Raw genomic sequence first — 26007 nt, 5'->3', positions numbered from 1 at the left:
GCGGGGACGCTTCCAGAACTCCTGGAAGCGCCCCCGTTTCCGTTCATCAGCGCTGGGTCACCGCCGAGCCGCCATCGGCCGATACGGCGATTGCTCCCTGCTGATCGGTGCGGAAGACGGTTGCCCCGCTGCCGCGCAGCATCGTCAGTGCCGACGACGCGGGGTGGCCATAGCCGTTGTTCTCCCCCACCTGGACGAGCGCGATCCGGGCGTGCACGGCGTCGATGAACTCCGGGTCCTGCCGCGGCGAGCCGTGGTGAGGGACAACGAGGACATCTGCCCGGATGTCCGCCCCGGAACTGACCACGGCCTGCTGACCCGCCACCTCGAGATCTCCGGTCACCAAGATCCGCAGCTCACCGGTCTCGATCAGCCCAACAATCGAAGCGTCGTTCTGGCCCGCGTCTTCACCGGCCGACGACCCGTCAGCAAGCGGCGACGCCCGAGCCGAAGGACCGGCGGCTATGGTCGTCCATCTCAGTGGGCCCAGCTCAATAGTGTCGCCGGCACTCGTCCGGGTCGTCTCGGGCAGCCCCTCCAAATCGGAGGCAGCCGGGGCATCCGATCCGACGAGCACCATCTCGACCGGGATCTCACCGGCGATCGCCGGCAGCCCACCTACATGATCGGCATGCGAATGCGTCAGCACCAGCACCGAGATCCGGCTCACGCCAGCAGAGGCCAGGCAGGCGCGCAACGCATCCGGATCGGGACCGGTGTCCACGAGTATCGCCCGGCCGGGCGCGGCTCGGATGAGTTGGGCGCCGCCCTGCCCCACATCACAGGCGATCACCACCCACTCCCCCGGCCAACCAGCCTGGGGCGGCGCACGAAATGCCCCGATGACCAGCAGCACGGCAAATGCTGCCACCAGCCATCGCCTCGGCAAGACCCGCGGCATCACCAAAGCGGCGCAGATCACGCAGGCCACGCCGAGCAGCACCAGCGTCGCCGGAGTACTACGCCAGCTCCAGGCAGCGGCCGGCGCGGACGCCGCGAGGTGCGCCACCAGCACGATCGGCTGGACGCACCACCCCGCGGCCCAACCCACCGGCCCCGCCAACCCCGGCGAGACGAGTGAGATCAGTCCTGCCGCCAGCCCCAGGATCGTCACCGGCCCCACGAATGGCCCCGCGAACAGATTCGCCGCCAGCCCCACCACACTGACCTGCCCCGACAGCGCGGTCACAATGGGCTGGGTGGCCAACTGCGCCGCCAACGGCACCGCCACCGACTCGGCCAGCCAGCCGGGCGCCCAGCCGCGCATCGCGGTCTGCCAGCGTCCGGCCCACCACAAGATCCCCGCCGTGGCGGTGACCGACAACGCGAACCCCCACGATCGCGAAAGCCAGGGGTCGATCAGCACCAGCACCAGCACCGCCAGACTGAGCGCTCGCAGCCCGCGCGCCCGGTCGTGGGCGAGTCCGGTGGCAGCCATCGCGATGAGCCCCATGGCGGCGGCCCTCAACACGCTCGGCTCGGCACGGCAGACGACGATGAACGCCGCTGCCACCAGCACCGCCATCCCCCGTAGCCACCAGCCCCGAACCCCGGCCTGGCGCGCTAGCCCGAGGGTGAACACCAGCATCAGCGTCAGATTGGTGCCGCTGACCGCGGTCAGGTGAGTCAGACCCGTGGTCTTGAAATCGGCTTTGACCTGTTCGGGAAGATGGGAGATGTCGCCCACGACCAGCGAGGGCACGAGCCCCGCCTGCTCCGGCGGCGAGTGCGCCATCGCCTGCCTCAGGCCGGCACGAAAGCTGTTCGCCAGCCGAGCCACCGGCCCCGGCGATTCTACTGAGGTGATCTCACTACGCAGGACGAGGGTGCCCACCGAACGATCCGCGGCATCGGGAGGCCGGCCGATCGCCAGGAACGTGATGGCCGCACCCACCGGCTGATCGAGCTGCGCGGCCATCTCCCCACTGGCACGCAGCTGCGCCGGCAGACGGCCCTGCCAAACCTCGCCGTGCGCTGTGACCTGCCGAAGCTCGATCGCGAGCACAGCGGCGGCGGGCTGATAACCACGTGCCTGCCATTGTCTGGCGTCCGAGGTGACCTCGGCCGTCACCTCGATCAGCGCCTTCTCACGCGCCCACTCGGCCGGCAGGGAGTGATTGAGCGCCGCTGCCCACATCCCTGCAACCCCCGCCGCCCCGGCCATCGCCACGCCCACGGCACACACCGTCCAGGACCGCCGCAGCAGCCCCAAGGACCCGGCCACCACGCCCAACCCCAGGACGAGGCCGATCCAGCGTCCGCCCTGAACAGCGATCGCCGCGCAGGCCCAGGCAGCCGCGGCCGGGGCCAGCAGCCGCAGATCGACCGGACGCCCGGCCTCAGACGTGGACGAGCGGGGCGAGCTTCGCGTAGGTTTTCGCGCCAATGCCATCCACCTCCTGCAACTCCTCGACCCGGGTGAAGCCGCCATTGGCCGTGCGCCAGTCGATGATCCGTTGCGCCATGACCGGACCCACGCCGGGCAGGGTCTCCAGCTGGGCGGCGGTCGCGGTGTTGAGGTTGACCGTGGACGACGATGTGCCCCCGCCGGTCGCTGCGCCGCCACTACCGCCCGCGCCGCTGCCACCTGTTCCGCTGCCTGAGCCGCCGGTCGAATCAGCCTGGCCGGTGCGCATCTCGCCGCGCGGGTCGGCGGTAGTGCCGATGACGATCTGCGCCCCGTCGGGTAGTTCGGCAGCCAGGTTCAATTCCGCACAGTCCGCATCCCGGGCGAGCCCGCCGGCCGCCGCGATCGCGTCCGCCACCCGGGAGCCAGCGGGCACACTGACCACCCCGGGAGCGACTACCGCGCCCATGACGTGCACCCGCAGCGGGACCGGGCTCGGGGTGGGCGACGACACGCTGGCCGCCGGAGTGAGCACCGGGGTTGCACTGACGGTGTCGAGTTCATGACCGCGGGCAGCGGTCAGCCGGCTTCCGGTCAGCACAACCGCCACCACGAGCAGCACGGTGAGCGCGCCGGCATGTGCGCGTCCGAGCCGGAAGACGACCGTGGTCCACGCGGTGCCGTGATGCTCAGCCGCAGCGCTATCCGACTTCCCGCAGGCTGATCGCGGACTCTGCGGCTCACCAGCCTCGATGCTCGCCGGAGACCTCAGATCATCGAGTTCAGCCGCGCGCAGTTCATCGTCCAGCGATGACCGGCCACCCGGCTGGGCGCGTCTGGGCGAGCCGGGTGGCCGCGCGTCCCCCAGGACCACGCGAAGTCGCCCGGATACCTTCTCGGAATCGTCCCGCCGTAGCACACACCAAGGATTGGTGAGTGGCCGCGGAATCGGTCAAGAAGGCCCGCAGCTGTGGACAAACCGGAGACGCTGAGACAGATCGGTGAGACGATCCGGACAGCAACTCTGTGGGAAGCGCAGTCCCCTCAGTCACCCCTTGGCGGGGACGATGCTCACCATCTTCGGAAGCTTGGTGATGATCTTCAGCACCTCGCGGCCGGCCAGCGCCCGCTGCACATTGTCATCGGCGAGCGCCAGGTCGGTCGCCTCCGCCTCGCTGATCTCGGGGCTCACCTCGAGCTTGGCGCGCACCTTGCCCTGCACCTGGACGACCATGGTCACCGATTCGGTAACCAGCAGCCCCGGATCGGCGGTCGGCCAGGTCGAGCTGGCGATCGACGGTTCGCCGCCCAGCAGCTGCCACATCTCCTCCGCGACGTAGGGCGCGAACAGGCTGAGCGCCTGCGCGACGAACCCGACGGCTTCACGCACGGCGGGATCGGCGCCGCCGGCACCGGTGTCGATCGTCTTGCGGGTGGCATTGACGAGTTCCATCACGCGGGCGATCGCGACATTGAACCGGCCCATCGCGATGAGCTCGGTGATGTCACGGATCGTCTTGTGAGTGACCTGACGCAATGCCTTGTCACCTGCCGCATAGTCGGCGTCAGTAGGGCTGGCGACCTCGGTGGCCAACCGGTAGGCACGCTGCAGGAAGCGCAACGAACTGGCCGGCGAAACATCCGCCCAGTCGATGTCGTCTTCGGGCGGACCGGCGAAGACCACGGTCAGGCGCACCGCGTCCACCCCGAACAGATCGATCTGCTCGCCGAGATCCACACCGTTGCCCAGCGACTTGCTCATCGCCTTGCCCTGGTTGATGACCTGGCCCTGATTGAGCAGACGCTGCATCGGCTCATCGAAATCGATCATGCCGAGGTCGTGCAGCACCTTCGCGAAGAAACGCATGTAGAGCAGGTGCAAGATGGCGTGCTCGACGCCGCCGACATACTGCTGAACCGGCATCCAACGCGCCACATCCTCGGGCCGGAACGGTCCACCGGTGAAGCCCGGGCTGCAATAGCGGTAGAAATACCAGGAGCTGTCGACGAAGGTGTCCATGGTGTCGGTATCGCGCTGGGCGTCCGCGCCGCACTTCGGGCAGGCCACATTGCGCCAGGCCGCCGCAGCATCACCGGCCAACGGCGAGGTGCCCTTCGGTGCCAGATCCGCACCACGCAGATGGGGCAGCTCGACCGGCAGCTGATCTTCGGGAACCGGCACCTCTCCGCACTTCGGGCAGTGGACGATCGGAATCGGGCAGCCCCAGAAACGCTGCCTGCTGAGCAGCCAGTCGCGCAGCCGGTAGGTCACCGTGGCCTTGCCGGTACCGCGTTCTTCGAGTGTCGCCAGCGCAGCAGCCACACCGGCCTGCTTGTCCGCCAGCCCGTTCAACGGACCGGAGTTGACGTAGCGTCCGTCACCGGCGGTCGCCACACCCGACTCGGCGGGATCGGCCTCACCGGTGTCGATGACGACCCGCACCGGCAGACCGAACTTGCGCGCGAACTCGAGGTCGCGTTGATCGTGCGCCGGGACAGCCATGATCGCGCCGGTGCCGTAGTCGCTGAGCACGTAGTCGGCAGCCCACATCGGGATGCGTTCGCCATTGACAGGATTGATCGCGTAGCGGCCCAGGAAGACACCGGTCTTCTCGTGCTGGGTGGACTGCCGCTCGATCTCGGTCGACTTCTTCACCTGGTCGTGGTAGGCGTCGAAGGCGGCGCGCTGTTCGTCGGACACCAGCTCGGAGGCCAGCTCGGAATCGGGCGCGACAACCATGAACGTGGCACCGTAGAGCGTGTCCGGACGCGTGGTGAACACGGTGATCGGCTCATCGCGGCCCTCCACGACGAAGTCGACCAGCGCGCCCTCGGAGCGTCCGATCCAGTTGCGCTGCATGGCCAGCACCCGGTCGGGCCACCCGGCCTCCAGCTGGCTCATGTCGTCGAGCAGCCGGTCGGCGTAGTCGGTGATCTTGAAGTACCACTGGTTGAGCTTGCGCTTGGTGACCGGGGTGTGGCAGCGCTCGCACTCACCGTTGACGACCTGCTCGTTGGCCAGCACGGTCTGGTCGTGCGGGCACCAGTTGACGTAGGAGTCCTTGCGGTAGGCCAGGCCACGCTCGAAGAACTTCAGGAAGAGCCACTGAGTCCAGTGGTAGTACTCGGGGTCGCTGGTGTGCAGCTCCCGCGTCCAGTCCAGGCTCAGCCCGTAACGCTTGAACGACGTCTTCTGCGTCTCGATGTTCTTGTAGGTCCACTCGGCCGGATGAGTGTTGTTCTTGATCGCCGCGTTCTCGGCGGGCAGGCCGAACGAGTCCCAGCCGATCGGATGCAGCACCTCGTAGCCCTGCATGCGCCACAGCCGCGCCAGCACATCGCCCATCGCGTACGCCTCGGCGTGTCCCATGTGAAGATCACCGGAGGGGTAGGGGAACATGTCGAGCACATACCGTCGCGACTTGTCAGTGTCGTCGTGGGCAACGAATGTCTGGTTCTCTTCCCAGAATCGCTGCCACTTCTCCTGCGCCGCGGGCGCGTCATAGCCGATCTGATCGGACGCCTCGCTAGTCTGGCTCACCGTTCCCGTCTCCTTGTCCGCTGGTCCCAGCCTGTGATCGTCTCTCCCGACATGAAAAAACCCCGAAGCCCAAGGGCATCAGGGTCACCGCGGCTCGACTGTCATCAATCGCGCCGCGGCATGGGAAGAAGCTGCGCCGGGTGCACCCGCACAGTTTAGCCGATCGGCGCCGGAGGCCGGCACCTGCGACTGCCCGCCGAACCCGGCCATTGCGACAGTTCAGGATGGCCTCAGCTTAGTGGGCATCTACTAGGCATTATGTGTCAGCCAAGGCTTGCCTCAGAGTCTCCCCGAAGCGCTTGGACGAGCGTTCGGCTAGCCCCACCATGGAAATATGACGATCATCCGCGGCGCCACGGAGGCGACGTACCTGGCCGGCAAGTTGAACTGGTTGCGTGCGGCCGTGCTCGGCGCCAACGACGGAATCGTCTCGGTCTCGGGCCTGCTGATGGGTGTGGCCGGTGCGCAGGCCGGCTCGCGGGCACTGCTCATCGCCGGTCTCGCCGGTCTGGTCGCCGGGGCCTTGTCGATGGCCGGCGGCGAATACGTCTCGGTGAGCACCCAGACCGACACGGAGCGGGCCGCGCTGGCCGCACAGCGCAATCGGCTCACCTCGCAGCCCAACGAAGAGCGGGGCACGCTCATCAGGCTCTACCAGGAGCGGGGACTGTCGGCGGTGCTCGCCGAACAGGTGGCCGACGAACTATCCCATCACGACGCGCTGGCTGCCCACGCCGAGACGCGGCTGGGAATCCGTCCCGGCGAGCTCACCAGCCCGTGGTCTGCCGCGGTATCGTCGTTCGTCGCCTTCGCCTTGGGCGCGTTGATCCCCCTGCTGCTGATGGTCGCCTCCCCGGTGTCGATGCGGGTGGTGGCCACGATCATCGGCGTCGAGCTCGCGCTGCTGCTGACCGGCTACGTCAGCGCCAAGCTGGGCGGAGCCGATCCGGGCCGGGCGATCGTCCGGAACATGCTCGTCGCAAGTCTGGCGATGACGACAACCTATCTGCTGGGCACGGTCTTCGCCGGCTGATCAAACCCCACCGGCCGGCGTCAGCGTCAGTCGTCGGACGGCGCGGCATCGTCCACCCGGTCATCATCGAACAAGTCGGCGCGCAGTTGGTCCCACAATACCGGGGGTGCCGCCGCGGCATTGATCTGGCCGAGCAGGGCGATCAACGGATGATGCGGGGCGATCTTTTCGGCGCGTTCGATGCAGGCAACCTGCAGGGCGCCCTCCCCGCTCACCCAGGCTGCCAGGCCCAGCATCCCGAGCACCGGCGGCTGGCAGCCCCGCGGGGTCATCCGGGCCACGGTCCGCCACAGTTCGACGTGGCGGTGCGCATCCGGCCGGCGGAGCAGCCGCAACGCCTGGTCGCGGGCTGTCGGATAGTACGCGATCGTGGCGAGCATGGCTGCCTCCTGCGGACGAACCAGCCGTGGATCGGCCAGGCCCTGCTGCACCATCTCGACGAACAAGTCCTCGATCTCTGTCATCTCGAGCTCGCGGACGGCGGCCCGGGCGTCCTCCATGCGCTGGCTGGCGGCTCTGCCGAGCCAACCGCGCGGCGGCCGGATGGACTCGTCCAGCTGTGAGCGGGAGTCCAGTACCTGCATACCGGCCAGCACCGCTCGGGCAGCCACCGGCGAACCCTCGGCGTCGATCGGGCGCCCCTCGGGCGGGCAGCAGCCCGGCACAGTGCACGACAGCGACCAGTAGCGCCCGGCGTTCACATAGACCGACTCCAGAACATCGTCGGCGCCGATCACCGCGGTCATCTGCTCGACGACGCGGCTCGCCCGCTCCCGGTCGGCGGCGTAGCCGGCGAGTATCCAGCTCGATCCGGGGAACTGCCTCACGATGGCGCCGATGCGATGGGCCAGTTGAGCGGGCACGTCGGCCAGCTCGATCGGGAACCGGACCGTGGTGGTCAGCGTCTTGTCGCGGAAGACCAGGGCAACGATCGACTCCCGCGGCTGGAAGCCGAGCAGGTAGGGAACCGCGGCGACGACATCCGCGTCGTTCTTGAGGCGCAGCGGTGCGTCCAGTTCACTCGATGCTGCGGCGCGATCCCAGGCGTCGGTCGATTGAGCGGACGAGGCGGGGGGCTCTGTTGGTTTCATGTCCAAAGGATTGGTAAGCGGCCTGCCGAATCGGTCAAACACGTCGCCGTCTGTGGACAAGTCACGCCGTTGACCTTCTCGGCTACCCTGGGAGGCACCATGAGCACACCATCGCAGCCACCCCGCTCGTCCGACCCGCATACGCCCTCACAAGGCGATTCGGCGTGGGGCCAGCAGAATTCCGCATGGGGTCAGGGCAATTCGGCCTGGCGGCAGCCCTCCGGTGCATGGAACCAGGCCCCCGCACAGTCCGGCCCGCGCCGGCAGGCGGTCGACGCTCCCCCGCAGGCTTCCGATGATTCCCAGCCTGCCGAGCAGGCCGCTCAGACCACTGTCCGGCAGCCGGCCATCTCGATCGAGCAGTTCAAGCCGCGCCGCAACCGGCTGGCTCCGCTGGTGCTTGCGGTGGTCGCCGTGGTCGCCTTCGCCGGCATCTGGTGGCTGGCTATCCGGCCCAGCCCCGAGGTGACGCCCGGGGCGTCCCCGACACCGACCGTGGTGCGGTCGGCTCCCAGCGTGCCGCCCGCCGGCGAGTTCGCGAACTCCACCCCGTTCAGCTCGAACGGACTGACCGGCACCTTCACCATCAACGATTCCTGGTGGGACGACGACTCGACGCTGTCGGTCAACGTCACCGTCCAGGTTGACACCGGCGTGCTGAGGTACCGGTTCTTGGTGATGGACATGGCCTCGGGCGATATTCAGGTGATGCATGCCGGTCCCGCCCCGGACGGCCTGGCCGAGGGCACCTTGTCTGCGGGCGAGTCGGTGACCGGCGTGGTCCAGGTGACCAAGGAACGCGGCGACACTCAGATCGTGCTCAGCGAGAGTACCGGCAACAACGTGACCATGCTCGCGGTGAAGGGCTGAATCGTCCGGCTGCGGTTCGGCGATAATTCATCCCCGCGTTACCGCGATACGCCACACTGGGAATCAGACTCCCTCATTGCGCGTGGCAGTCGCCCGCACGGAAGGAAAGACGAAGATGACCTACGGGATCCGAATCACGACTCCAGAAGAACTCGCAGCCCTCCCGCACCCACACGCCTGGTTGTGCGACATGGACGGTGTGCTGATTCGCGAGAACCTCGTGCTGCCGGGCGCCAAGGAGTTCATCAGCGCCCTCGAGTCCAGCGGAACACCGTATCTGGTGTTGACGAACAACTCGATCTTCACCCGGCGCGACCTGTCGGCCCGGCTAGCGACGTCGGGGTTGGACATTCCCGAGGAGCGAATCTGGACTAGTGCCGTAGCCACCGCCGATTTCCTGGCTTCCCAAAGTCATGGCGGCAGCGCCTACGTGATCGGCGAGGCCGGCCTGACGACCGCGCTGCACCAGCAGGGCTTCGTGATGACCGACACCAAACCCGAGTACGTAGTGCTCGGCGAGACCCGCAACTACTCGTTCTCGGCGATCACCCAGGCGATCCGGCTCATCGAGGGTGGCGCCAAGTTCATCGCCACCAACCCGGACGCGTCCGGCCCCTCGCCCGAAGGCACCCTGCCGGCCACCGGTTCGGTGGCTGCACTGATCACCACGGCCACCAACCGCAAGCCCTACTTCGTGGGCAAGCCGAATCCGATCATGATCCGGGCAGGGCTCAACCGCATCGGTGTGCACTCGGAGACCACGGCCTTCATCGGTGACCGGATGGACACCGACATGCGGTCGGGTCTGGAGGCCGGCCTGCAGACCCACCTCGTGCTGTCGGGCTCAACCGCCCTGGAGGATGTCAGCACCTACCCGTTCCGCCCGGTGGCCATTCATGAGGGCATCGGCGGGGTTGTGCCGCTGGTCTCCTGATCTCCGGCCGATCTGCGCTGCACGGTGCGTTCGTGACGCAGCGACATCAGCGGGACGACCAGCGGCCGTCCGGTCAGGGGATCCACGCTGATCTGTGCCCGGATCTGGAAGACCTCGGCCAAGAGCTGCTCGGTCAGCACCTCGGGCACCGGGCCGGTCGCTGCGATTGCGCCGTCGTGCATGACGATCAGATGGTCGGCGTAGCGAGCGGCCAGCATCAGATCGTGCAGCACCAGCACCATGGTGCGGCCTTCGTCCTGGTTGAGTTGGCGCACCAGTTCCAAGACCTCGAGCTGATTGGCGATGTCGAGGTAGGTCGTGGGCTCGTCCAGCAGCATGGTGGGCGGATCCTGGGCCAGCAGCAGAGAGATCCAGACGCGCTGGCGTTGGCCACCCGACAGCTCGTCGACGGGACGATCGGCCAGGTCGAGCACCCCGCAGGCCGACAGCGCGCGACGCACGGCGGCTTCGTCGTCGTAGGACCACTGTTGCAGCATCTTCTGGTGCGGATAGCGCCCGCGCGCGGCGAGGTCGCCCACGGTGATGCCGTAGGGTGCCTGGGACTGCTGCGGCAACAGCCCCAGCCGGCGGGCGAATTCCTTCGATCCGACGGAGTTGACGGCTTTGCCGTCGAGCATGACGACGCCCTTTTCGGGGGTCAGCAGCCGCGACATGGCACGCAGCAGGGTGGACTTGCCGCAGGCGTTCGGGCCGACGATGATCGTGATCTTGCCGTGCGGGATCTCGACACTCAGGTCGTGCGAGACGACCCGCTGGTCGTAGGCCAAGGTGAGTTCCTGAGCGTGGATGTGTGGTGCTGCGCTCACGATGTGGTTCCTTTCGGACGGGCTCAGAGCTGTTTACTGCGGGTGAGCAGCCAGGCGAGGTAGATGCCGCCGATCAGGCCCGTGACCTGGCCGATCGGCAGAGTGGTCGCGGTCGGGATGGCCTGGCTGACCACATCGGCGCCGAGCAGCAGACAGGACCCCATCAGCGCCGCCGGCACGATGCTGAGCCCTCGGGCCCGGCTGAGACGCCGCGCGATCTGCGGCGCGGACAGCGCGATGAACGCGATCGGGCCGACGGCCGCGGTGGCCAGCGCGGCCAGCGCGACGCCGCAGAAGATCAGCCAGCGCCGGGTGGGCTCGGCCCGAACCCCCAGCTGACTGGCGATGTCGTCGCCCATCTCGACCAGCGTTGCCCTCCTGGCAAGCAGGATCGTGATGGGCACGACGATGATGGTGCCGATCAGCACGGGCAGCACCTGCGTCCACTGCCGGCCGTCCAGGGATCCGGCGATCCAGATATTGGCCGAGACCGCCTGCTCCACCTGACCGCGCACCATGAGCAGGCTGTTGTAGGAGCCGAGCAGCGCTCCCACGCCCAGCCCGATCAGGACGAGCCGGTAGCCGCCGGTCACCCCGCCTTTCAGGCTCAGCAAGTAGATCGCCAGCGCGGTACCGACGCCGCCGGCCAGGGCGGCGAGCATCACTTGGACCGGCCCCGCGTCGAACAAGACGATCTGGGTGATCGCGCCACTGGCAGCGCCGGTGGTCAGGCCGATCACGTCCGGGGAACCGAGCGCGTTGTTGGACACCGACTGAAACACCGCACCCGAGACGCCGAGGGCCGCGCCTGCGGTCAGCGCCGCCACGACCCGCGGCATCCGCAGCCCCAGGGCGAGCACATGTTTCCGCTCGCCGTTGCCGAAGATGGCGGGGATGATGTCGCCGAGCGGGACTGCCACCTTGCCCTGGGTGAGGCCGATGAGGGCCAGCAGCACCGCGACAGCCAGCAGAATGCCGATGACCAGCAGCGCCCGGGGTTGGACGAGCAGCGAGAAGTCCCTGCCGCGCAACACCCGCCCGGTGACGATGGGGCTGGGCTGCGAGCCGGACGACGCCTCGCGCGTGGTCGCGCGGTTCACAGCTGGGCCAGCTTCCTGCGCCGCACGATCCCGATGAACACCGGCGCGCCGATGAAGCCGATCATGATGCCAACGCTGATTTCTCCGCTGCTGACCACCAGGCGCCCGGCGATGTCGGCGGCCAGCACGATGACAGCGGCGAGCAGCGCGGTGGCGGGAATGAGCTTGCGATGGTTGAGGCCGACGATCTGGCGTCCGAGGTGGGGCGCGGTGAGGCCGACGAAACTGATCGGGCCTACCGCCGCGGTGGCAGCACCGCACATCAGCATGACCACCAGCGCGGCAGCGCTCAGCACCCTGCCGGGGTGGGCGCCCAGTGAGCGGCTCAGATCCGCGCCGAGGGCGCTGGCGTCCAACGAATTGGCCAGCGCGAAGCAGATCAGCAATCCTGCCAGCACGGCAAGGCCGGTGGGCAGCAGCAGATCGGGGCCACGGCCTTCGAGCGAACCGACGGTCCAGGAGCGGAAACGGTTGAAGACCTGCTCGTCGGAGTTGATGATGACGATCCGGGTCGCGGCCAGCAGTACGACGCTGAGCGCCGACCCGGCCAGCACCAGCCTGACCGGGCCCGCACCCTGGCGTACCCCGCCCAGCAGGTAGACGGCGGCACCGGCCAGGCCGGAGCCCAGAAAGCCGAAGACCAGCCCGGCGGTCAACGCCTGATACTGAAAGATCGCGATACCGCAGGCGACCGCGAAGGTGGCGCCGGCGTTGACGCCGAGCAGGCCCGGCTCGGCCAGCGGATTGCGGGTCAATGCCTGAATGATGACCCCGGACGCTCCGAGCGCCGCGCCGACGATGACCGCGATGATGGTGCGGGGCACCCGCACGTTGCGTACCAGCAGGTGTTCGGTCACCAGCGGATCGAAGTGAAAGTAGGCGTCCCATGCCTGCTGCGCGGTGATCGGTACCTCGCCGACCAGCACCGATACCGGCAGCAGTGCGACGAGCACGACCGCGGCGACGACGAGCCACACGGCGCGTCCGCTGAGGACACGCCGTGTGGTCTGGTCGGTCGATGGTCGCAACAACGGATCAGGCGTTCCCGAAGTTCTGCAGGATGCCGTCGGCGATCTCGGTCGCTGAGTAGAAGTCGATGCGGAAGGAGTTCTTGCCGAGGCCATAGACCTGCTTGTTGACCACGCTGGGCACGTTCGCCAGCACGGGGTCGTCCGCGAATGCCTGGGCGCCCTCGTTGTCCTGCGAGAGGATGAACGTGGTCTCGGCGGTCAGTTCGGTCAGGTTCTCGTAGGACGCGAAGACGAAGTCGCTACGCGCGCCACCCTCTTGAGCATGCCACTCGGCCTTCGGTTCCTCGATCGTGAAGCCCAGTTCACCGAGCAGCTGAGCGTGCGGGCCGGTCGTCATGCCGATCGGGTTGTTCTGGCCGGGACCGTTGTAGGAGACGATGTTCGCCTTCCCCTCGGGAACGGTGATCTTGCCGGCGACGTCGCTGACGTGCGCCTCGAAGTCGGCGATGGTCACTTCGGCCTGGTCGGTCAGCCCGGCCGCCTCGGCCAGTTTGAGGGTGGTGTCCTCCCAGGTGCCGTCGGAGTAGTCGACAACGATCGTCGGGGCGATGGCCTGCAGATCGGCGATGTTGTCCTTGGTCGAGTCGGCGCCGGACGCGGCGACGACGATCAGGTCGGGATCTTGGGCGATGACGGCCTCCAGGTCGACGCTGCCGGCCGACCACAGGGTCTCGACGCCGTGCTGGGTGGCTACGTCGGCCCACTGGGCGAAGAACTTGCCGTTGGCTGCCGCACCCGAGGCGATCACCGGGGCATCGAAGGAGAGCAGGCCGCCGGTCAGGGTGACCGCGGTCGAGACGATACGTTCCGGCTGTGCGGGGATCTCGGTGGTCGTGCCGTCGGCATTTTCGAAGGTCAGCGGAAAGCTTGCCGAACTCGATTGCTCGGTCGAGGGGCTGGCACTGGAGCCGGCATCTTCGGTGGACGAACCACCGCAGGCGGTCAATGCCAGTGCGGCGGCCGCTACCAGTGCTGAGCCGTAGCGGACGAGGCTGCGTGTCATAGACGGAGTTCCTTTCGGGGACTCGGATTCGGACCAAACGCTGGTTAGCTTAGCCTCGCCTAAACGGTCCTGGTGGCGTTCGTGCAGGAAATATGGTCACAACCCCATAACGGTTGGAGCCGAGCTGCCGAACCCCGTCAGCTCAATTGAATCGCGACAGCTGGGCGATCAGCCCGGCCGGCAGCGCACGCCGCCACCAGACGATGTCGTGCCCGCCGCGCACCAGATCGGCGGGGGTCTCGATGAGTTCGCCTCGCGAGCGAAGCGCCTCCCGAGCCTCCAGAACGGTCGTGGCCAGGGTGTTCTCGAGCAGCCCCAGCTGGACGACGACCGGAGAGCTGGCCCCGGCGGCGTCGGCGAACTCGGTGAACCAGCGCCCCACGACCGGGTTCATCGGGGCGTCGCTCGGCCACCACAGCGACGGGGATTGGGCGACGGCGCCAGCGATCGGGCCCCGGTGACGGACCGCGCTGAGCATCGCGAACAGGCCGCCCAGGCTCGAGCCGGCGGTGATCCACGGCGCGCTCACGCTGCCCTCCAGCACATCGGCGACCTTCTCGAGCAGCAGTTCGGATTCGTCCAGTTCGCAGGCGTAGTCCAGCTGCCGAGCGCCCGCGCCACCGGCATGCAGCAGAACCAACTGGATCGGCGGGATCCGACCGGTGCCGATCGCCTGATGCAGCGAGTTGATGAGCAGATCGTCCTGCAGCCAGACCTCGCCGTCGAGGACGAGCACGACCGGTGCGTCCGCCCCGGCCTGCGGGTGCCGGAAGACCGTCACGGGCACGTCGCTGCCGCTGACCGGCGTGGTGATCTGGTGATCGCTGCGCTGCCAGCCCTCGGCACGGCTGGAGGCCGGCAGCGCAATGGCGTCGGGCAAGGCGACGACACTGTGCTGCTCGGGGTGCAGCTTGTTGGGCAGATGCTCGCGGGCGAGCGGGTCGGTGCGGATGAACTTGGAGATCGACTGCAGCTGGCGCGCGGTGAATGGCTCGTGCAGCGCCGCGCTGGGTAGCGGTGCGGGCGGAGTGATGAACTGATAGCCCGCGATCCAGTCGTTCGGCATCTCGACGCTCAGCACCGCAAGGTCGGTGCGGTCGAGCCTGCGCATCAAGGTGTCGGCGGGGTCGAGGTGGTCGGTCAGCCGGTTGGCCGCCAGATAGACCAGCTTGGCGCCGGCACCGCGGTAGCAGAACGTCACGATGCTGTGGCCCGGCTTCGGTGACTGCTCGATCAGCGGGGTGCCATCAGCGAGTTCGGTGGCCACGAACCGGTCGACCAGCGCCGGCACCTGGTCGGCGGACGCGGCCGCCAGCGCAGCCTCCAGGCGCTGCACAGCCGGGGAGACTGCCCGCGGCAACGGCCACGGCCGGAAGCTGTGCGGAGGGATCGTCCTCATCAATCGGGCGCGCCTGGCTTGTTCGTCCATGATCTCGAAGGTTACAGCCCGATTCAGCGGTGCTGCTGGGGATCGTCGTGGTGGGCGAACAGCTGCCTGGTGGTCAGGTCGGCACCGGTGAGCACTCCCCCGCGCGCCAGCAGGCGTCCGCGCTCCCAGTTCGACAAGCCGAGCTCGGGCTGGTCGAGGGCGTACTGGCCGTCGACCCAGCGGGTGAATCCGTCGCCGAGGAACGGTGCGTCCACCAGCGCCCGGAAACGTGCCTGCGCGGTCGCGTCCTCGGCGATGAGGGAGGCGACGAAGTGCGGGCTGTAGCTGTTGAACAGGCCCGCTGCCTGCTCGAGCCCGTCAACGACGACGATGCTGATCTCGGGGGTGTCCTCCCATTCCCATTCGGTGCCGAGCCGGTGGACGGGCAGCAGGGTGGCGCGCGGCTCCTCGACCACGCCGGCCGCGCGTTTGACCTCGATGGTGGTGGTGAACACGTCGGCGGGTAGCCAGCCCTCGCTGCCGGAGGCGACGTGCAGCCGCGCTACGCCTCCCCGGGCCGCCGCGGCCTGGTCGGCCGCGCCCAGCAGCACCGGGATCAGTTCCTCCGCCCGGTCGGCCACGACGACCGCGACGTTGAGGGTGTTGCAGACCTTGCGGTCGAGCGAGTGGCGCACGGCCGCCCCGAACCGGGCGCCGTCGGCGCTGGAGTCGGCGATCATCCAGGCGCCGCCGGTGCCGTGGGCGGAGACCGGGATGCCGGATTGACGGGCTACCGAGGACAGTTCAGTGACCGCGCGTCCCGAGCCGCGGACCACGGCCAGCGCCAGCCGCCGGTCGCTGAACAGTGCCCAGCCTGCCGAGCGTTCGCGAACCGGGATCAGCGAGATCGTGCCGGCCGGCAGCCCGGCCTGCTGCAGGGCGGGGTCGAGCGAGGTTTCGCAGATGGCCTGGGCGGTGGCCAGCGCGTCCGATCCGATGCGGAGCACGGCGGTGTTGCCGGTGGCGACCACACCGGCGGCGTCGGCCAGCACGTTGGGGCGTCCCTCGAAGACGAAGGCGATCACCCCCAGCGGTGCGGTGACGATTCGGACATTCCAGTCGTCGTGATCGACGCGGCCGATCTCGTTGCCAGCGCCCGTGGCCAGTTCGTGTTCGACACGCTCGGCCCAGCCTTGGAGGCCGGCCACCATTTCGTCGCGGGTCTTCTCGCTGACGACCAGCCGGGTGGTGGAGCGTCCGGCGGCCTTGGCGCGTTGTTCGTCGTCCACATTGGCGGCGGCGATCTGCGGCCAGGACGCGGTGAGGTTGGCGGCGAAGGCCCGGTAGAACTCGGCGATCTGTTCGCGGCGGGTGCTGCGCAGCTGCTCGAAGGCGGACGCGGCAGCGTCCACCTGGAGGGTCACGGCCTCGTGCACCGCGGCGGGCACATGCAGCAGAACGCCGGTGTCCTGCACGGAGTAGAGGCGGTCACCGGGCTGGAAGGCTGCTGCCAGGTCGGCGTCGACCTGGGTGTAGCGGTCTCCCCCGACCGGGATGATCATGCCCGGCTCAAGCGAGGTGAGCTGCTGGGTCGCATTCACGGCTTCTCCTGTCGTCCAAAAGCGAACGCGGCCAGTCTAGACGGGACGACGACGCCGGGGAGGTAACCGCGGGGCGCCCTGCGGCGACGGTTCAGCCGATCGTGGGTGGCAGCGTCGGGCCCTGGCCGTAGGGACCCATCGGCGGCGCTCCCGTCCACGGCACGTCGGCCGGCTGGGGGGCGCCGTCGCTTCCCTGGGCATGATGCGCGGCCACCACGACCCGGACGAGTACGGCCAGGCTCAGCAGGCCGACGATCACGTGCAACGGGATGGAGGCAGCGACGTCCCAGACCGTGTGCAGGATGATCGCCCCGAGGTAGGCGCCGATCGTCGCGAGGGCGCCGAGGCCGGGACGTCTTCCGGAACGCCAGAACCAGATGGCTGCGCACAGCACGCCCGTCCAGGTGATGTGACCCGCCGGGGCGAAGACCCCGCGGACCAGCAGGGTCGCATCGACTGCACCCAGACCGCCGCCGTTGCCCAGCAGCGCATTGAATCCGTAGCCCATGGTTTCCAGCACCGCGAAGCCGGCTCCCGCGGCCACTCCGATGACGACCCCACCCTGCGCGGTGCGCGGATAGGCGACAGCCAGGATGATCAGGGGCACGATGAGTTTTGCCGTCTCCTCAATGAGGCCTACCAACAGCAGCATGGAATCTCCGAGTACAGCGGCTGCGATCGATTCGCAGATGGCTGCCACGAGGATTCCCACGACACCGCCGACCAGGGCAGTCACCAGGATGATCCCGGAGGGCAACAGCTCGCCGCGGGGCCCGTTCGATGCCCACAACAGCACGGTCAGCGGCACCGTGAGCGCTCCGACCAGGAGCAGCGCAGGGAACAGAGCCGCATCCTGGGTCAACACGAGGACGAACAGGAGTGCGAGATAGGCGACGATGCCGCCGATAAGCACACTCATCGGAACGAACCGGGTCTGGCGAGGTGAAAGGAAAGGTGGCTGCACCATGAGGCCGATGCTAGCGGCGCATTCGGGGACGAGGATCGGTGTCCGCCGATTCAGGCGGGCGCATCAGCGACGGCCTCCGGCCGCGCGAAATCGTCGACGCGACGGAGTGCTGCGAGATTTGGCTCGAGCTTCGAAGGTGCGCTAGTCTTCTCAGGTCGCCGCGCGAGCGGTGCTGAAAGACTTGGGGCATTGGCGCAGTTGGTAGCGCGCTTCCATGGCATGGAAGAGGTCAGGGGTTCGAATCCCCTATGCTCCACATAACCGGTTACGTTCGAACCCTGCCCCGCTTCATCGTGGGGCAGGGTTCGAGCGTTGTTGGGGCTGGTGTCGGTGGCCAGGATCGTGGCGATGGTCTGTACGGGCTCGGTGGTGACGTGTTCGGCGTCATCGATGGTGATCTTGGTGAACAGTGCCCGGTTGAGCATCCGGCGTTCGGCGGGTTCGGCTTTGGCGTAGAGGTCTCCCAGGTCGGTGAGGATGTCGAGGATCGCGTCGAGTCCGATCTTCGCGTTGGCGTAGAGGGTGCCGAGTGAGTCGAGGCGGCTGTTGATTGCGTGGAGGCTGGCGCGGATGCGGTCTTGCTCGGTCTTGAGCAGGTCGATGGGGATCGCGTCGGCGTAGTGGGCTTGGAGCAGCTTGACCTGTTCGGCTTCGAGCTTGGCCTTCTGCGCGCTCAGGGTGGCTCGTTCGTCGGCGGACGCGGCAGCGAGAGCGTCGAACACTCGCCCGAGCACGCTCTTGATTCGGGTGGCCTCGTCGGAGGTGACGCCTTGCTGCTGGTAGGCGTGGGTGATGTGGTCCTCGACGCGGTGGACGAGGATGGCGCTGCGCTGGCAGGTGTTGCGCTTGAGGCGTCGTCCGGTGCAGGTGAAGTAGTCGTAGGCGATGCCCTGGTGGTTGCGGGGGCGTTCGTACATGAGCCGCTTGCCGCAGCCGCAGTAGATCGACCCTTTCAGGTAGTGGTCGTACTTCTGGGGCTTGTCACCGACGACGTTGTTCTGGTGGAGGATCGTCTGGACCCGATCGAAAGTCTCTGGGGTGACCAGCGGCTCGTGGGTGCCGGGGTAGGTGACTTCGCGGTAGGTGACGATGCCCTGGTAGTAGGGGTTGGTCAGGATGGTGTGCAGTAGCTTCGTGGTGACGGGCTTTGCTGGGAACGACGGTGTGGGCCGGGTGTTCAGGCCCCGGGTCTCCAGCTCGCGGGCGAGCGTGGAAAGTGACCAGTTCCCGCTGGCGTAGGCGGTGAACGCGAATCGGATCAGTTCGGCCCGATCCGGGTCGAGTGCGATGTCGCGTATCTCGTGGCCTTTGGCGTCGATGGTGCGGACGTTGAGGTAGCCGATGGGCGCCTTGTTCGGGGTTCCACCAAGGGATGCCTTCTGGACGAGACCCTTGGTGACCTCTTGGGCGAGGTTCAGGGAGTAGAACTCGGCGATGGAGGCCATGATGCCGTGCATGAGCATCCCGGAGGGTGTCTCATCGATGTTCTCGGTGACGGACACGAGCGTGACGCCGGCCTCGCGGAGGGTGGCGTGGATGATCGCGTCATCGAGGCGGTTCCGGGCGAGCCGGTCGACCTTGTTGATGATGCAGTACCGCACCGGGTTGTTCGCGATGTAGTCCAGCATCTCTTGGAGGGCTTTGCGCCTGGCTGTCTTGGCGGACTCGCCGGGTTCGATGAACTCCGCCACGATGACAGCGCCGAGTTGGTCGGCCTTGCGGTCGGCGGCCTCGCGTTGGGCGGGGATCGACAGGCCTTCTTCGAGGCCGTTGCGGGTGGCCTGGTCCTTGGTGGATACGCGAAGATAGGAGATCGCGGGCTCTTTCCCGCCGAGCCCGGCCAGGGTGGCGGTCTGCTTCGGCCCGCGGACCAGCGCGCGCAGCGCGCCGAGGTCGAGGCTGGTGGGAAGGTCGGCGAGAGTCATGCTCGTGACTGCCTTTCGTGCTCTCGCTCACCCTGGTGAGGGGCGAGCGCGGGCACCACATGGCGGTCACGAGAACGAGAGTGGGTGGCCTTCCGAACCGCTGAAGGTTCGGGCAATGGTGGGGTCTTGCCGGTAGCGCCCAGTGGATGGACGTACACCACGGATTCTACCGCTCGGGGCTGAGAAGTTGTCGGAGCTGGGTTCCGGCTTGTCCTGCCGGGCTGCCGGTTCCCGCTTCGCGCAGTGCCACACGGATGAGCACTTCGGCAACCTGCTCGGCGTCGATCTGCTCACGCTTGGTGAACCGCACCCGCAGGTTGCGGTCCGCCGGCTTGCGGTGAGTCTTGGGCTGATAGTTCCGCACCATGCCCGACCACTTCGCTCTACTCGTCGTCGCTGTCGGCGGTACCGAAACGCGGCGGGGAGTCGAGACCGAGGAAGAAGGCGTCTTCGGCGTCCTTGCGGCGGGCGACTTGTTCGAGGACGAACTGCACGAAGTCGTCTCGCCGGTTGACGATCGGCGTGTCCTCGATGGGGGCGGCCGGCCGCTCGCCCGGCCAGGCTGTCTGGCGGGAGGGCCGGTCGCGGTCGAGGCGGGTGCCGGAGGCGGTCACCCAGTCGCGCAGTCGTGCCCGGGCGAGGGCGAAGTCGCGGTGCCAGCCGATGGGTGCGGAGCCGTTCTGTTCGGGATCGTAGGCGCCCAGCCAGTGCAGGTGCAGCGCTGACAGTTCCCACTGCAACTCGGGGTGGCGGTGCCAACACGGCGGGATGACCGATGCCGGGAGAGCGTAGGTCTTGCGGAGCCATTCGACCCAACGGTTCAGCGCGAGCCATTCCTGTTCGAGGTCGTGGGACAACAGCAGGTTCCAGTTCACCGGGTGTACGGCCCCAGGCTCGTCGCTACCGAGCCGGGTCACCTCGTCGTACTCGTCGGGTTCGTCGGCGTCGGGCCGTGGCGTGTGCTCGTTCATCATGACCTCCGCGTTCACATCGTCCGAGCGGCGGCGTGAGCGGGCTCATCGCGTTCGGGTTCCTCGAAACCGGCGGCGCGGTCCTGGCCGCGTTCGACAGCTTCGCGTCCTGCGCTGCGGCGCTGGGAGCGGTCGATGTCGTAGGTCGTGCGGGCGAGGTCGTGGCCGAGCCTGCTGGCGATGAACTGCTGTTCCTCGACGCCGGTGTTCGGGTTCACGTTGGGGCTGGTGCGCCCGTGGGCGAGGAACCAGTCCTGCTTGGCGAGCTTGTCGGCGCCCCACTGTGCGGCTCCGTTGAACGCGACGACATCGTGGAATGTGGTCGTGAGCTTGGTCCGGGTGCCGTTGTCGTACTGGTAGTGCTCCTGCCCGGCCTTGAAGTAGAGCCGCGGCGTGCCGTCGTCGGAGTATGTCAGCCTCGGGGTGGAGGCGACGAAGCCGTAGAAGCCTTCGCGCACATCGGGGGCCTCTGAAGTCATCTCGTGCGGTTCGGTAGTCATGGAGAGTGCTCCTGCTCGTGTTTACCGGCCTCCGGGATCGGTGGCCGTTGCATCAGGCAGGTGCGCGTCCCGGTTCAGGGCTGCTTGGCTGTCGCGTTGGCGCGGGGCGCGGCGGCTTGCAGCTGTTCCGCGATCTGCTTGCGGTCGGCGGCGAGTTGCCGACCATCGGGACGAGCCGGCCAAGGACGCAGGTCGGTGATGATCGGCGGGGCTGCGCGCAGCAGGGTGACCGCAGTACCGAACGGCAGTGTGCGGATGCGGTCGGGCGCCATGATCGGAACTCTGCGGACGGATCGCTGGTTGGAGCGGGAGCCGTAGTCCCCGACGGTTGAGGAGTCGGTGTATTCGTCGCGATCTCCGATGAGCGTGGAGAGGTCTTGCAGGTCGCGGGAGTTCGATGCTCCGCCGAGAACGATCTTCACGATGGAGGCATCCCAGATCGCGTTGGCTTGATGCTCGGACCACCGATCCCGTGCTTGCGCGAGCGATTGCAGGACGGCCATCGTCGTGATCCCGGTCCCTCCACCTTCGGCCATGAGCGTCGGCAGGCTGGGCAGAGGGGCAAGGTTCCCGATCTCATCGAGGGCCAGCAACAGCGGAGGGTCGAGCCGGGCACCAGCGGAGCGAGCGGCCATACGGCGGGCCGTCTCCACGAGGTCTTCCACGAACGCTGCCACCAGGGCGGCACTGTTCCCGGCGCCAGCACCGGTGGCCAGCAGGTACAGGGTTCCGCGCTCTCGGATGAACGTCTCCGGGTCGAAGCTCTCCCCATCGGCCGGGGAGACGGCATCGAGGACGCGCGGATCTGCCAGGGACGCCAAGGCGAGAGAGACGCCTTGCCAGATCGAGTCCCGGGTCTTGGGGTCGGCGTCGATCATCGTGTGCAGCGAGTCGGCCCACCCAGTCGCCGCGTTCGGGTGGTTGGTGAGGATCGCGACGGCCTCGGCCGCCGCAACGGGGTCCAAAGTCCAGCGAAACAGTTCAGTCGGGCTGCGGTGATCGAGAGCCGCGGCGTGGAGCAACGATTGGAGCACGGAACGGGTCTTGCCCTCCCAGAAATCACCGCCTTCCACACCGCCAGCCGACAGCCCGGTCGCGGAGGCGAGACCGGTGGCGCGGATCATCGCTGTCTGCGGCGATTCGCATCCCCGGATCGGCGACCACCGCAGGCCGGCCGGGATGCCCTCGGCCAAGTGCTGGGGGTCGAACACGGCTACCTTGCCGCCCGCGCGTCTGCGCGCCGCGAGGGTCGCGGTGAGGTTGTCGGGCCGGGTGCTGGTCGTAACCACCGCACCTGGGGCGTCGAGGATCGCTGGAATCACGACGTGCAGACCCTTGCCTGAGCGGGGTGGACCGACGATCAGCATCGAGTCCTCGACGCTCGCCCACACCGCCTGCCTGCCGATGCTTCCGAGCCGGTAGCCGAGGTCGGCGGGCGTGGGCTGCGACAGGGACGGGCGCAGCGTCCCTGCTCGTCGCGTCAGTGCCCGCGCAGACGCCACTTGCGCGGCCTCGTGCGGGGTGGGTGCCTGCTTGCCGGTGTGGATCGGACGCGGCCTTCCGCGCGTGCCGACGCAGCAGCACCCAGCCCGAGACCCCGGCGGGGGTGATCGTGGCGAGCAGCAGCCCGGCGACGATCCAGTACGCCACCGAGCTCAGGCCGTCGGCACCGAGCGCGCCAGCAGGATCGCCGGGGTTGAACAAGACGCCGACTCCTGCGGCGATCCCGGCATCTGGCTGTCCCGCCCCGGTGAGGAACGCGGCGATGGTACCGGCGGCGCGCAGGAGCAGGGCTACGGCGATGACGCCGCCGATCCCGGCCAGGGCGATGTTGGTGAGTTCGTCACCCATCACCTGGCCGTGTCGCCCGGCAGGCGAGGTCACGGCAGGTCCCGGATCGTGATCGTGCCCGAGACTCGGCCGATCAGCACAACCTCCTGCGCGTGAGTGGCGGCAATGATCGTGGGATCGAGGAGGGCGCGTACCTGGCCGTGATGACTGGCATCGGTGTGGCCGGTGACGAGCGCGATCGCCACATCCTCGCCGGCGAGGAAGCCGTGACCACCGTCGATCGGCACGGGCTCGGCCCTCCGCGCCATCGTGGTTGGTTCCGGCTGTGCGGTCGGTGGCTGCCGACGGGAGCGGCGCGTGGCGGGCAGGATGTCGGTGAACGTGCTCCCGTCACTCTCATGCACCGTGACCCGTACCGGCACCTGACGTTCGCGGGTGGCGTGGTCGATGATCCGTGCGAACCCAGCCCGCCGCCACGGCCCTGCCCCAACCGGCGGTGTGACCGGCTGGCCGTCGAGGAGAGCGGTCATCGTGCCGTCGGCACGCACATCCAGGACAAGCTGCGGCATCGACACCGGGACGGCGGGAGCGGCAGCATGATGGGGTTGCTTCATGTCCGCCAGGTGCGCCCACACCGCCCGGGACCGAGCCTGTTGTCAGGTGCCTGTCTCTACTATTGCGGGTTCCTCATGTTCCCGCTCTGCCAGCGGTAGAGAGGGAGCAACCCGTTCAGGTCGCGGTGCGGGTGTGCGCGGCGCGGAGCCCGTTGAGGATGACGATGACCTCGGCGATCTCGTGGACCAGCACGACGGCGGCGAGGCCGAGGACGCCGAACAGTGCCAGCGGGAGCAGCCCTGTGATGATCAGCAGTGACAGGATGATGTTCTGGTTGATGATGCGCCTGCCGCGGCGGGCATGGGCGAACGCGCGTGGGATGAGGCGCAGGTCATGGCCGGTGAACGCGACGTCGGCGGACTCGATTGCCGCGTCCGATCCGGTGGCGCCCATTGCGATGCCGATGTCAGCGGCGGCGAGTGCGGGGGCGTCGTTGATGCCGTCCCCGATCATCGCCACAAGCCCGGCTCCGGCCAGCTTGCTGATCGCGTCGGCCTTGTCTTCCGGCCGCAGCTCGGCGCGCACATCCTCGATACCGGCCTGGGCGGCGAGGGCTCGGGCGGTGCGGGTGTTGTCGCCGGTGAGCATCGTTACCGCGACTCCCTGACCGGCGAGGGTGCGGATCACTTCGGGTACTTCCGGGCGCAGCTCGTCGCGTACCCCGATCGCGCCGACCGGCTGATCGCCCCGGTGGATGACCACAACGGTCATTCCCTGCCGCTCCAGTTCCGCTACCTGACTGGCGAGGGCTCCGGGGTCAAGCCATCGGGGGCTGCCGACGGTGATCGTCGCGGCGTCGATGACGCCAGTCATGCCGTGCCCGGCCTGCTCAGACACGTCGACGGCAGCAGGGGCGCAGGGAGCGTTCTGGGTGATCGCGGCGGCGAGCGGGTGGGTGCTGTGCTGTTCCAGCCCGGCCGCCCAGCCGAGCACCTCGGCCTCGGACGCAGTCTCGGTGGTGAGCACGGCGGTGACGGTGGGCTGGTTGCGGGTCAGGGTGCCGGTCTTGTCCACGGCGACGTGGCGGATCACGCCGAAGCGCTCGAAGGCCGCGCCGGACTTGATGATCACCCCGAACTTGCTCGCGGAGCCGATCGCGGCGACCACGGTGAGCGGCACCGAGATCGCCAGCGCACAGGGAGATGCGGCGACCAGCACGACTAGTGCGCGGGTGATCCACAGCTCTGGGTCTCCGAGCAGCGACCCGATCAGTGCGACCAGGGCGGCGAGGAGCAGCACGCCGGGCACGAGCGGGCGAGCGATCTGGTCCGCGAGGCGGGCGCGGTCGCCCTTCTCGGCCTGCGCCTGCTCGACCAGCTCCACGATCGTGGTCAGCGAGTTGTCCGTGCCCGCCGCGGTCGCCTCGACCTCCAGTACGCCGGCGGTGCTGATCGCCCCAGCCGACACGGTGTCGCCGGGTTCGACCTCTACCGGGATGGATTCGCCGGTGATCGCTGAGGTGTCCAGGCTGGAGCGTCCTGCGCGCACGACCCCGTCCGTCGCGATCCGCTCACCCGGACGCACCAACAGAAGCTGGCCGACCGCCAGGTCTTTCGCGGCGACCTCGACCGCAGTCCCGTCGCGTCGGATCGTGGCGGTCTCAGGGACGAGTTTCAGCAGTGCCCGCAGGCCGCCGCGGGCGCGGTCCATCGCCTTATCCTCCAAGGCTTCGGCGATCGAGTAGAGGAACGCCAGCGCGGCAGCCTCCTCGATATATCCGAGGAACACCGCACCGATCGCGCTGATCGTCATCAGCAGACTGATCCCGAGCTTGCCCTTCAACACCTTGCGGATCGCGCCCGGCGTGAACGTCGAGGCACCCGCCAAGAGCCCTGCCCAGAACAGCGCCAGGGCGGGAATCTCCGCCCCGGACCACTCACAGATCAGGCCCGCGAGGAGCGCCAGGCCCGAGAACGCCGGCAGCAGGATCTCCCGATCCTTCCACCACGGCCCGTCATGGTCGTCATCGTCGTCGTCCAGATCGACGCCCTCGACCTGTGACCCCGTAACTGCGCTCACGCGCCCGCTCCCGGTTCGCAGCAGCCCGCGACCTGGCAGGCCGGGTTGATGCACGGCGCCTGCTCATCGACGGCGAGCGTCACCTCGACCAGCGCGTTCAGCGCCGCCGCCAGGTGTGGGTCGGCAATCACATACCGCGTCTGTCGGCCCTCCGGCTCGGCCACTACGATCCCGCAATCGCGCAGACAAGTCAGATGGTTCGATACGTTTGAGCGCGTCAGACCCAGGTTCCGCGACAGCACCGCCGGATAGCTCGGCCCCTCCAACAGGCTCATCAGAATCCGAGAACGTGTGGGATCGGCCATCGCCCGGCCCAGCCGGTTCATCACATCCAACCTCGAAGCAATAGTCAGCATGTGGTGACTATACAGCGAAAGCTGAATGAATGATGCGCACGCCCAGGGCATGGTCTCGCCCAGCTTGCCTGTTCCACAACCATCCCGGGAGTGCGCCACCTCCACCTAGCCCGAGA

Annotated in this window: 24 protein-coding genes, 1 tRNA gene and 1 pseudogene; 7 read left to right on the top strand and 19 right to left on the bottom strand. The window is 68.1% G+C overall.

What is annotated here, in order from left to right; translation table 11 throughout:
- Window positions 1-46 precede the first annotated feature (46 nt).
- From QUE25_RS12955 to leuS, 3 genes are all read right to left on the bottom strand, one after another.
- On the bottom strand, window positions 47-2386 hold the full coding sequence (locus tag QUE25_RS12955) for a DNA internalization-related competence protein ComEC/Rec2 (protein ID WP_286265668.1): 2340 nt from the start codon (window positions 2384-2386) through the stop codon (window positions 47-49).
- On the bottom strand, window positions 2340-3266 hold the full coding sequence (locus tag QUE25_RS12950) for a ComEA family DNA-binding protein (RefSeq protein WP_286265666.1): 927 nt from the start codon (window positions 3264-3266) through the stop codon (window positions 2340-2342). Before QUE25_RS12950 ends, QUE25_RS12955 begins: the two co-directional genes overlap by 47 nt.
- A 129-nt stretch (window positions 3267-3395) precedes the next feature.
- A complete protein-coding gene (gene leuS / locus QUE25_RS12945) occupies window positions 3396-5888 on the bottom strand; it encodes a leucine--tRNA ligase (protein WP_286265664.1) in 2493 nt (830 codons plus the stop codon).
- 334 nt (window positions 5889-6222) lie between these two features.
- On the opposite strand from leuS, the gene QUE25_RS12940 reads away from it, so the two are divergent.
- Entirely contained in the window at window positions 6223-6921 is a 699-nt protein-coding gene (locus QUE25_RS12940; RefSeq protein WP_286265662.1) for a VIT1/CCC1 transporter family protein, read from the top strand.
- Between the two features lie 26 nt (window positions 6922-6947).
- On the opposite strand, the gene QUE25_RS12935 is transcribed toward QUE25_RS12940, so the two are convergent.
- Window positions 6948-8012, bottom strand: a complete 1065-nt coding sequence (locus tag QUE25_RS12935) for a DUF4192 domain-containing protein (RefSeq protein WP_286265660.1) — start codon at window positions 8010-8012, stop codon at window positions 6948-6950.
- 99 nt (window positions 8013-8111) lie between these two features.
- Here QUE25_RS12935 and QUE25_RS12930 point away from each other — a divergent pair, with 99 nt between their 5' ends.
- Entirely contained in the window at window positions 8112-8882 is a 771-nt protein-coding gene (locus QUE25_RS12930; protein WP_286265658.1) for a hypothetical protein, read from the top strand.
- Between the two features lie 115 nt (window positions 8883-8997).
- Window positions 8998-9816: an HAD-IIA family hydrolase gene (locus tag QUE25_RS12925; RefSeq protein ID WP_286265656.1), complete on the top strand. Its 819-nt coding sequence runs from the start codon at window positions 8998-9000 to the stop codon at window positions 9814-9816.
- On the opposite strand, the gene QUE25_RS12920 is transcribed toward QUE25_RS12925, so the two are convergent.
- The 7 genes from QUE25_RS12920 to QUE25_RS12890 form a co-directional block, all read right to left on the bottom strand.
- A complete protein-coding gene (locus QUE25_RS12920; RefSeq protein ID WP_340312702.1) occupies window positions 9777-10643 on the bottom strand; it encodes an ABC transporter ATP-binding protein in 867 nt (288 codons plus the stop codon). The genes QUE25_RS12925 and QUE25_RS12920 overlap by 40 nt on opposite strands.
- A gap of 23 nt (window positions 10644-10666) precedes the next feature.
- Window positions 10667-11743, bottom strand: a complete 1077-nt coding sequence (locus QUE25_RS12915) for a FecCD family ABC transporter permease (protein WP_286265654.1) — start codon at window positions 11741-11743, stop codon at window positions 10667-10669.
- Entirely contained in the window at window positions 11740-12774 is a 1035-nt protein-coding gene (locus tag QUE25_RS12910; RefSeq protein ID WP_286265652.1) for a FecCD family ABC transporter permease, read from the bottom strand. Before QUE25_RS12910 ends, QUE25_RS12915 begins: the two co-directional genes overlap by 4 nt.
- Window positions 12775-12778: 4 nt before the next feature.
- Window positions 12779-13777 (bottom strand): Fe2+-enterobactin ABC transporter substrate-binding protein, encoded by a 999-nt coding sequence (gene fepB, locus QUE25_RS12905; protein WP_286265650.1) that lies wholly within the window; start codon window positions 13775-13777, stop codon window positions 12779-12781.
- A gap of 142 nt (window positions 13778-13919) precedes the next feature.
- Entirely contained in the window at window positions 13920-15206 is a 1287-nt protein-coding gene (locus QUE25_RS12900; protein WP_286265648.1) for an enterochelin esterase domain-containing protein, read from the bottom strand.
- 23 nt (window positions 15207-15229) lie between these two features.
- Window positions 15230-16747, bottom strand: a complete 1518-nt coding sequence (locus QUE25_RS12895) for an aldehyde dehydrogenase family protein (RefSeq protein ID WP_286265646.1) — start codon at window positions 16745-16747, stop codon at window positions 15230-15232.
- Between the two features lie 91 nt (window positions 16748-16838).
- Window positions 16839-17714 (bottom strand): PrsW family intramembrane metalloprotease, encoded by an 876-nt coding sequence (locus tag QUE25_RS12890; protein ID WP_286265643.1) that lies wholly within the window; start codon window positions 17712-17714, stop codon window positions 16839-16841.
- A 183-nt stretch (window positions 17715-17897) separates the two neighbouring features.
- On the opposite strand from QUE25_RS12890, the gene QUE25_RS12885 reads away from it, so the two are divergent.
- The 3 genes from QUE25_RS12885 to QUE25_RS12875 all read left to right on the top strand — a co-directional run bounded on the left by QUE25_RS12885 (window position 17898) and on the right by QUE25_RS12875 (window position 18844).
- Window positions 17898-17970: transfer RNA gene (locus QUE25_RS12885), tRNA-Ala, on the top strand.
- Window positions 17963-18247: a hypothetical protein gene (locus QUE25_RS12880; RefSeq protein ID WP_286265641.1), complete on the top strand. Its 285-nt coding sequence runs from the start codon at window positions 17963-17965 to the stop codon at window positions 18245-18247. Before QUE25_RS12885 ends, QUE25_RS12880 begins: the two co-directional genes overlap by 8 nt.
- A 21-nt stretch (window positions 18248-18268) precedes the next feature.
- Window positions 18269-18844 carry a hypothetical protein gene (locus QUE25_RS12875; RefSeq protein ID WP_286265639.1) on the top strand — a complete coding sequence of 192 codons (576 nt, stop codon included), beginning with the start codon at window positions 18269-18271 and terminating at the stop codon, window positions 18842-18844.
- Here QUE25_RS12875 and QUE25_RS14935 read toward each other — a convergent pair.
- From QUE25_RS14935 to QUE25_RS12850, 5 genes and pseudogenes are all read right to left on the bottom strand, one after another.
- A pseudogene (locus QUE25_RS14935) lies at window positions 18770-19639 on the bottom strand (recombinase family protein); the annotation flags it as partial. The gene QUE25_RS12875 and the pseudogene QUE25_RS14935 sit on opposite strands and share 75 nt — an antisense overlap.
- 166 nt (window positions 19640-19805) lie before the next feature.
- Window positions 19806-20006 (bottom strand): hypothetical protein, encoded by a 201-nt coding sequence (locus tag QUE25_RS12865; RefSeq protein ID WP_286265634.1) that lies wholly within the window; start codon window positions 20004-20006, stop codon window positions 19806-19808.
- A gap of 16 nt (window positions 20007-20022) precedes the next feature.
- Window positions 20023-20610, bottom strand: a complete 588-nt coding sequence (locus tag QUE25_RS12860; protein WP_286265632.1) for a hypothetical protein — start codon at window positions 20608-20610, stop codon at window positions 20023-20025.
- A 14-nt stretch (window positions 20611-20624) separates the two neighbouring features.
- The gene (locus QUE25_RS12855) at window positions 20625-21110 is read right to left on the bottom strand and encodes a single-stranded DNA-binding protein (protein WP_286265630.1); all 486 of its coding nucleotides are present in this window, start codon (window positions 21108-21110) and stop codon (window positions 20625-20627) included.
- A 74-nt stretch (window positions 21111-21184) separates the two neighbouring features.
- On the bottom strand, window positions 21185-22612 hold the full coding sequence (locus QUE25_RS12850; RefSeq protein ID WP_286265628.1) for a type IV secretory system conjugative DNA transfer family protein: 1428 nt from the start codon (window positions 22610-22612) through the stop codon (window positions 21185-21187).
- 64 nt (window positions 22613-22676) lie between these two features.
- On the opposite strand from QUE25_RS12850, the gene QUE25_RS12845 reads away from it, so the two are divergent.
- Window positions 22677-23057, top strand: a complete 381-nt coding sequence (locus tag QUE25_RS12845) for a hypothetical protein (protein ID WP_286265626.1) — start codon at window positions 22677-22679, stop codon at window positions 23055-23057.
- Here the strand turns inward: QUE25_RS12845 and QUE25_RS12840 are convergent.
- The 3 genes from QUE25_RS12840 to cmtR all read right to left on the bottom strand — a co-directional run bounded on the left by QUE25_RS12840 (window position 22991) and on the right by cmtR (window position 25891).
- A complete protein-coding gene (locus QUE25_RS12840; RefSeq protein ID WP_286265624.1) occupies window positions 22991-23515 on the bottom strand; it encodes a hypothetical protein in 525 nt (174 codons plus the stop codon). The two genes, QUE25_RS12845 and QUE25_RS12840, sit on opposite strands and share 67 nt — an antisense overlap.
- A 115-nt stretch (window positions 23516-23630) precedes the next feature.
- Window positions 23631-25535 (bottom strand): heavy metal translocating P-type ATPase, encoded by a 1905-nt coding sequence (locus QUE25_RS12835; protein WP_286265623.1) that lies wholly within the window; start codon window positions 25533-25535, stop codon window positions 23631-23633.
- Window positions 25532-25891, bottom strand: a complete 360-nt coding sequence (gene cmtR / locus QUE25_RS12830; RefSeq protein WP_108717769.1) for a Cd(II)/Pb(II)-sensing metalloregulatory transcriptional regulator CmtR — start codon at window positions 25889-25891, stop codon at window positions 25532-25534. Before cmtR ends, QUE25_RS12835 begins: the two co-directional genes overlap by 4 nt.
- Between the last annotated feature and the right edge of the window lie 116 nt (window positions 25892-26007).

The organism is Brooklawnia propionicigenes (assembly GCF_030297015.1).
Taxonomy (GTDB): domain Bacteria; phylum Actinomycetota; class Actinomycetes; order Propionibacteriales; family Propionibacteriaceae; genus Brooklawnia; species Brooklawnia propionicigenes.
This window is presented reverse-complemented; position numbering and strand designations above follow the sequence as displayed.